Origin of the sequence: Gemmiger formicilis, assembly GCF_018784445.1 — a bacterium.
GTDB lineage: Bacteria > Bacillota > Clostridia > Oscillospirales > Ruminococcaceae > Gemmiger.
Map to the genome: position 1 here is coordinate 361,189 of NZ_WQOH01000014.1, position 6,867 is coordinate 368,055.

The window sequence follows — 6,867 nt, forward strand, 5'->3', positions numbered from 1 at the left end:
TTCCTCCCGCGCTTATTTCTTGAAGAAAGGGCTGAAATCAAAGGTGGCGAAGTAATCCGCAGGCGTCTCGGCACGGCGGATCAGCTGATGGGAGCCGTTCTCTTTCAGCAGGACCTCGGCGCTGCGCAGCTTGCCGTTGTAGTTGTAGCCCATCGAGAAGCCATGCGCACCGGTGTCGTGGATGTAGACGATATCGCCGATTTCGATTTCTGGCAGCATACGGTCGATAGCAAACTTGTCGTTGTTCTCGCACAGGCCGCCGGTGACGTCGTACTTGTGGTCACAGGGGGCATCCTCTTTGCCAAGCACTGTAATGTGATGGTAGGAGCCGTACATGGCCGGGCGCATTAAGTTAGCCGCACAGGCGTCAACGCCGATGTATTCTTTATAAATGTGCTTCTGGTGCAGCACGGTCGTGACCAGTGCGCCGTAGGGGGCCAGCATAAAGCGGCCCATCTCGGTAAAGATGGCGACATCACCCATGCCTGCGGGCACAAGGATTTCCTCAAACTTTTTGCGCACGCCCTCGCCAATGGCAGCGATATCGTTGCTGCGCTGGTCAGGGCGGTAGGCGATGCCCACGCCGCCGGACAGGTTGATAAACTTGATTTTTGCGCCGGTGCGCTTGTGCAGACGGACGGCCAGTTCAAACAGGATGCCCGCAAGTTTCGGGTAGTAGTCGTCGGTGACGGTGTTGCTGGCAAGGAAGGAATGGATGCCGAATTCCTCGGCACCGGCAGCCATCAGCTTGGTGTAAGCCTCGGCCATCTGATCCTCGCTCATGCCGTACTTGGCGTCGCCGGGGTTATCCATGATGCCGTTGCCCAGCTCAAACACACCGCCCGGGTTGAAGCGGCAGCAGATGGTCTTGGGCACGCCTGCGACCTTTTCCAGGAACTCCACATGGGTCAGATCGTCGAGGTTGATGTAAGCGCCCAGGTCGTAGGCTTTCTTCATGTCCTGGGCCGGGGTGTCGTTGGAGGAAAACATGATATCGCTGTCCTTGAAGCCGCAGGCCTCGCTCATCAGCAACTCGGTATAGCTGGAGCAGTCGACACCACAGCCTTCCTCCTGCAGGATTTTCAGCAGGTAGGGGTTGGGGGTCGCCTTGACGGCAAAGTATTCCTTGAAGCCTTTGTTCCAGCTGAACGCGGCGTTGACCTTGCGGGCGTTCTCGCGGATGCCTTTTTCGTCATAGAGGTGGAAGGGCGTGGGAATATCGGCGGCAATCTCTTTCGCCTGGGCAAGGGTGATAAACGGCTTTTTCTGCGTCATGATAGTCTTTCCTTTCCCTGTATATACTTTCAAATTATGTTTATTATATACGTTTTAGGGCAGAACGGCAAGGGGTACACAGAAAAAGACCGTTCTGATTCGGAACGGTCTTGTAATTTTGGATTTACAGCACTGTCTCCGCGTGGTCGCCCTGGATGTGCAGCTTGGCAGCCAACAGGCGATTGTCGAGCTGGCGGCAGGTCCAGCGGTAGGCCGGGTACAGGAACAGGCAGGCCGCCACCCACGCAGCGGGGTTGGCCAGCTCGGCGCCGAAGTACCCGAGGATGGGCACCAGGATAATGGCAACCGCCGTGCGGGCAATCATTTCCGCCACACCTGCCAGCATTGCCAGCGAGGAGAAGCCCAACCCCTGGATCGTGTAGCGCCAGACGATCAGCGCACCCAGCGGCACAAAGAACACACTGTTCCAGAAGAGGTACTGACGGCCCATAGCGACGATGTCCACTTCCTTGGCGGTATCCAGGAACAGGCCCATGATCTGCACATCGGTAAAGTGCAGGATAAACGCGGATGCCAAGCCATACACCAGAATGATCAGCATAGCGCTGTTGGTACCCTTGCGCACACGGTCCATGCGGGATGCGCCAAGGTTCTGCCCGGCGTAGGTCGCCATAGCCGTGCCGACGCTTTCCAGCGGGACGGTCAGCAGGTTCTGCGTTTTGCCGGCGGCGGTGACGGCGGCCACGGCGGTACTGCCCAGCATATTGACAGCCCACTGCATGATAACGCTGCCGATAGCCGTGATGCTGCACTGCAGACCCATGGGAACGCCAATGCCCATCAGCCGCACACAGGCTTTTTTGCTGAACACAAGGTCGTCCTTCTGCATCTTGAGGACATCAAACTTGCGGCAGAGGTAGATAAAGCTCAGCACGCCGGAAATGACCTGGGAAATGTCGGTTGCCAGCGCCGCGCCGAACACGCCGAACTTGAACGGAATGACGAACAGCAAGTCCAGTCCGATGTTCAGCGCACTGGTCAGAATCAGGAAGTAAAGCGGCGTTTTGCTGTCGCCCAAGGCACGCATGATAGCCGCCACCATGTTGTACAGAAAGATGAATGGGATGCCCGCGAAAATCCAGCCAATATAGATGACGGCACCGTCGATAATATCGTCGGGGGTCTGCATCAGCTGCATCATGGGACGGGTCAGCGCCACCGTGGCAATGGTCAGCACCACGCTGGCCGCAATGCAGAGCCAAGCGGCGTTGGCCACATGACGGCGCAGGTCTTTATAGTCCCGCGCACCGAACAGCTGCGCAATGGGGATGGCAAAGCCGTTGCATACGCCGATGACAAAGCCCAGGATCAGATAGTTGACCGAGCCGGTCGCACCGACCGATGCCAGCGCACTGACGCCGCAGAACCGACCGACGATGATGGTATCCGCCAGTGCGTAGAACTGCTGGAACAGGTTGCCCAGCACCAGCGGGAACGTGAACATAAGAATAACTTTGAGCGGACTGCCGCTCGTGAGGTCCTTGGTCATGGATTTTTCCTTACCCTTATATGCATACAAAATTTCGTGCGAATCGTATTATAGCACATACATATATAAATGCAAGCGGATAATCCATGCAAATTTTGCGCACTTTTTCGCCATCCGCACAAAAAGGAAGAAACCGCCCGTTGACGGTTGTTTTCGCTTATGGTTCGTGCTTTTTCCAGAAGGCCGCCAGCTCGTCTTTCCACGCGTCGGCAGAATCTACCACCCGCAGATGCTCCCAGTGGGGCGGCATCAGGCGGCGAGTGTCAGGGGCCAGGAATCGGTCGTCAATGAGCAATACCACGCCCCTGTCCTGCGGCGTGCGGATGACCCGCCCCGCCGCCTGCAAGACCTTGTTCATGCCGGGGTAGCGGTAGGCATAGTCAAAACCCGCGCCGCGGGTCTCCTCAAAGTAATCTCGCAGTTGTTCCTGGCGGGGCCCGATCTGCGGCAGACCGGGGCTGACAACGGCTACACCGATCAAGCTCTCCCCTGTCAGGTCTACGCCCTCGCCAAAGACGCCGCCCAGTACGGCAAACCCGAGCAAGGGCTTTCCGTCCCGCGCCAAGAACTGCGCCAGAAACTCCGTGCGCTGGCCCTCGTCCATGGCGGATTCCTGGCAGAGGGTGGGCTGGTCCGGGTAGCGGGCGGCGAAATTCTCCCACACCTGCTGCAAGTAGCTGTAACTGGGGAAGAAGGCCAGGTAGTGCCCAGGCTGTGCAGCGGCCATCACGGCCAGCAGATCCGACACTTTGGCAATGCTGTCTGCCCGGTCCTTGTAGCGAGTGCTGACCTGCCGGGCGCACCACAGCCCCATATTGGCCGGGTCAAAAGGGCTGCGCAATGCCACGGCGCGGGCGTCGGGCAGACCGCACAAATCCTTGTAGTAACCTGCCGGGGCCAGCGTGGCGCTGAACAGCACCGCCGCACGGCCCTTGGCAAAGTCTGCCGCCAGGAAGTCACTGGGGTCCAGGCAGAGCATAGCGGCGCGAACCTCGCTGCCGACGGCGGATATCTGCAAAACAAAGTGGTTGTCAAACGTGTCTGCCACCCGCAGCCAGGCGCGGATATCAAAGTACAGCTGCAACAGTGCGTCGTGGATCTCGCCGGGGTCGCGGTGCTCGTCCAGCCAAATTTCCAGCGGCTCACAGAGTTTTGTCAGCGCACGGTCAAAGCCCTCAGCACGGGACTTTTCAAAGTAGGTGCGGCCAAAGCGGCTGTCGCCGAGGACTTCTTCGCAGCGGTGCCGCCATTCAATAAAAATATTGTTGACCTTTGTCAGCGCATTTTTCAGGCTGCTTTTGCCTTTTCCCAGCCGCTTCTTTGCGTCATAGAAGGCGCTTTTGCAAAGGCTGGCACTGTGCATATCCCGGGCGCGGCCGGGCAGGTTGTGGGCTTCATCGATAAGAAACAGGTAGTCCCCCGCCGTCTCAAAAAAACGCATCAGGTGTACGACCGGGTCAAAGAGGTAGTTGTAGTCCCCCACCACTACGTCACACCACAGGCTCAAATCAAGCCCCAGCTCAAAGGGGCAGACTTTATGCTTGCGGGCCAGCGCTTGCAGGGCGTCGGCGGTCAGGGCGTGGGTATCGAGGCCGTCCCACAGCGCCGCCTTGACGCGGTCATAGTAGCCGTTGGCGTAGGGGCAGGCCTCAGGTGTGCATTCGCGGTGCTCCTGCAAGCAGATTTTGTCTTTGGCAGTCAAAGTCACGCTGCGCAGCTTCAAATCAGGGTCTGCTGCGCGCAGCAGAGTCAGTGCATTTTCTGCTGCCGCGCGGGTCGTGCCCCGGGCCGTCAGGTAAAAAATCGGTCCGCCTTCCCCCACGGCTTTCAGTGCCGGGAACAGCACACTCATCGTCTTGCCGATACCGGTGGGAGCCTGGCAGAGCAGCTGGCCGCCCTCGGTGCAGGTCTTGTACACGGCGTTCATCATAGCCCGCTGACCGGGGCGGTAGCTTGCAAACGGAAATGGCAGTGCCTGCCGCGATGCACGGCTCATCCGCTGCCACTCGGCCGAGCGCTTGGCCCAGGGCGCGTACTGCGTCAGCAGGTCGGTGACAATGGCGTCCAGCGCGTCGGCGGAGTAGTCGTGATGGAAGGTAAATTCCAGATCCTCATCCACCTGATAGTAAACCAGCCGCACCCGCATGGCGGGCAGCCCCTGCTGGCGAGCGTAGATGGCCGCGTAGATCTGCGCCTGCGCCCAGTGCTCGGGGCTTTGCTCGCCGGTGATGAATTCAGGCGGCAGCGTCGTGGTCTTGATCTCATCAATGGTCGGTGTGCCGTCCTTGTCGGTAAAGATGCCATCGGCGCGGCCTTCCAGCGTGTAGGCAATGCCGGCGCAGGTGTAGTCCTGCTTTAGGGCAGCTTCGGCCTGGTAGTCGGGGTATTCCTTCACGGCAGCACGCTGCAATTTGCGGTGCAGGCGTGCGCCTTCCAGCGCACGGTCAAAGCCGGTAAAACGGCTGTCGATGCTGCCGGTGCGCAATAAAAATTCCACCAGACGCCGGATGGGCAGCGTCAGTGCCAAAATTTCAGGCTCCATGCCGCGTGCCTCCTTGCATCGGGTGGTATACTAAAGTTAATAGGTGTGGTCGCAGACCTGCGTGATTTTCTCCCGCAGGGCCACAAAGTCGCCGAACACGGCAGGCTTGTTTACGGGATAGCGCAGCAGCGCCGCAGGGTGGTAGGTTGCCATGAACAGTGTGCCCTGCTTCTCAAAGAATTTGCCGTGATCGCGGCTGACCGAGAAGGTCGGCCCCATCATCTGCTGTGCGGCGATGCGGCCCAGACAGACAACAATCTTGGGTCGAATCAGCTGGAACTGCTGGCGCAGCCACGGCATACAGGCGGTGGATTCCTCCGGCAGCGGGTCACGGTTCTGGGGCGGGCGGCATTTGACGATGTTTGCTATGTAGACGTTGGTGTCACGGCTTAAATCGACCGCCTCCAGATAATGGTCCAGCAGCTGGCCGCTGCGCCCCACAAAGGGCAGGCCCTGCTCATCCTCGCTGGCACCGGGGCCCTCGCCCACAAACATAACCTCGGCGGTGGGCACGCCCTGCCCGAACACAACGTTCGTGCGGGTATCGCACAGGCTGCAGCGGCGGCAGTTCAGGCATTCCTGACGCAGATTTTCCAGTTCCATACAATGCACCTCTATGGTTAGACGGCGCAGCGTGCGCCTATACTGTTTTATAAAAGAAAGGGGTATCACGATGAGTTGGCAGCACGGTTTGTTTTTGCGGGTGCTCTGCCTGGGGGCCGGGTATCTGTTCGGGTGTTTCCTCACGGCGGAAATCGTGGCCCGCTGCACAGCCGGGTGCAGTGCGCGGGAGATAGGCACCGGCAACCCCGGCATGGCGAACATTCTGACCCATCTGGGCAAGCCTGCGGGCTTTCTGGTGCTGGCCGGGGATGTGCTGAAAACGGCGGCCGCCTGCTGGTTTTGCTGGCAGGCCGCTCCGGAACTGGGCCACACAGCCCTTTTGTACGGCGGGCTGGGGGCTGTGCTGGGGCACAACTGGCCGTTCTGGAATAAATTCCGCGGCGGCAAAGGCGTGGCGGTAAACTGCACCTGGCTGATTTTGTATCTGCCTATCACCGGTGCGCTGTGCTGCCTGGCGGGCGGCGGTGCGGTGCTGCTGTCCGGCTATCTGCCGCTGGGGGCCGTGCTGATCGCAGCACTGGCCGTGCCGGTGGCCTGGCTGCAATACGGCGGAGAGAGCGCTTTTATCATGACAGTAAGCGCCTCCATCATGCTGACGCGGCACTGGGCCGGTTTACAGCGGATGCGCCGGGGCGAGGAGCCGCAGTTTTTTCGCAAATGGCACTACTAGTATGATACCACGCCCGCCGCCCTATTGCAACGGCGAAAAAAATGTACGCTGTTTTGTGGGTTCTCCCCTTTCGACACGATTTTTGCAAAAAAAGTAAAAAAAGGTGTTGACATTTAGGGGTTCAGCCGTTATAATAAACAACGTTGCAGCTGCCACGGCAGCGCAACAAGCTGGGTATGGCCCGGTAGTTCAGTTGGTTAGAACGCTAGCCTGTCACGCTAGAGGTCGTCAGTTCGAGCCTGATTC

Annotated in this window: 5 protein-coding genes; 1 reads left to right on the plus strand and 4 read right to left on the minus strand. The window is 59.1% G+C overall.

The annotated features are described in order from the left end of the window. Positions 1 to 12: 12 nt before the first annotated feature. The 4 genes from GPK89_RS06735 to GPK89_RS06750 all read right to left on the minus strand — a co-directional run bounded on the left by GPK89_RS06735 (position 13) and on the right by GPK89_RS06750 (position 5,930). Positions 13 to 1,275 (minus strand): diaminopimelate decarboxylase, encoded by a 1,263-nt coding sequence (locus tag GPK89_RS06735; RefSeq protein WP_215692132.1) that lies wholly within the window; start codon positions 1,273 to 1,275, stop codon positions 13 to 15. A 124-nt stretch (positions 1,276 to 1,399) separates the two neighbouring features. After that, positions 1,400 to 2,785, minus strand: coding sequence for an MATE family efflux transporter (locus GPK89_RS06740; RefSeq protein WP_215692133.1), 1,386 nt, complete (start codon positions 2,783 to 2,785; stop codon positions 1,400 to 1,402). A 157-nt stretch (positions 2,786 to 2,942) separates the two neighbouring features. Continuing rightward, on the minus strand, positions 2,943 to 5,327 hold the full coding sequence (locus GPK89_RS06745; RefSeq protein WP_215692134.1) for an ATP-dependent DNA helicase: 2,385 nt from the start codon (positions 5,325 to 5,327) through the stop codon (positions 2,943 to 2,945). A gap of 36 nt (positions 5,328 to 5,363) precedes the next feature. After that, positions 5,364 to 5,930: a uracil-DNA glycosylase gene (locus GPK89_RS06750; RefSeq protein WP_215692135.1), complete on the minus strand. Its 567-nt coding sequence runs from the start codon at positions 5,928 to 5,930 to the stop codon at positions 5,364 to 5,366. A 70-nt stretch (positions 5,931 to 6,000) separates the two neighbouring features. Between GPK89_RS06750 and GPK89_RS06755 the strand changes: the two genes are divergently transcribed. Beyond that, positions 6,001 to 6,621 carry a glycerol-3-phosphate acyltransferase gene (locus GPK89_RS06755; protein WP_252261513.1) on the plus strand — a complete coding sequence of 207 codons (621 nt, stop codon included), beginning with the start codon at positions 6,001 to 6,003 and terminating at the stop codon, positions 6,619 to 6,621. Positions 6,622 to 6,867 lie beyond the last annotated feature (246 nt).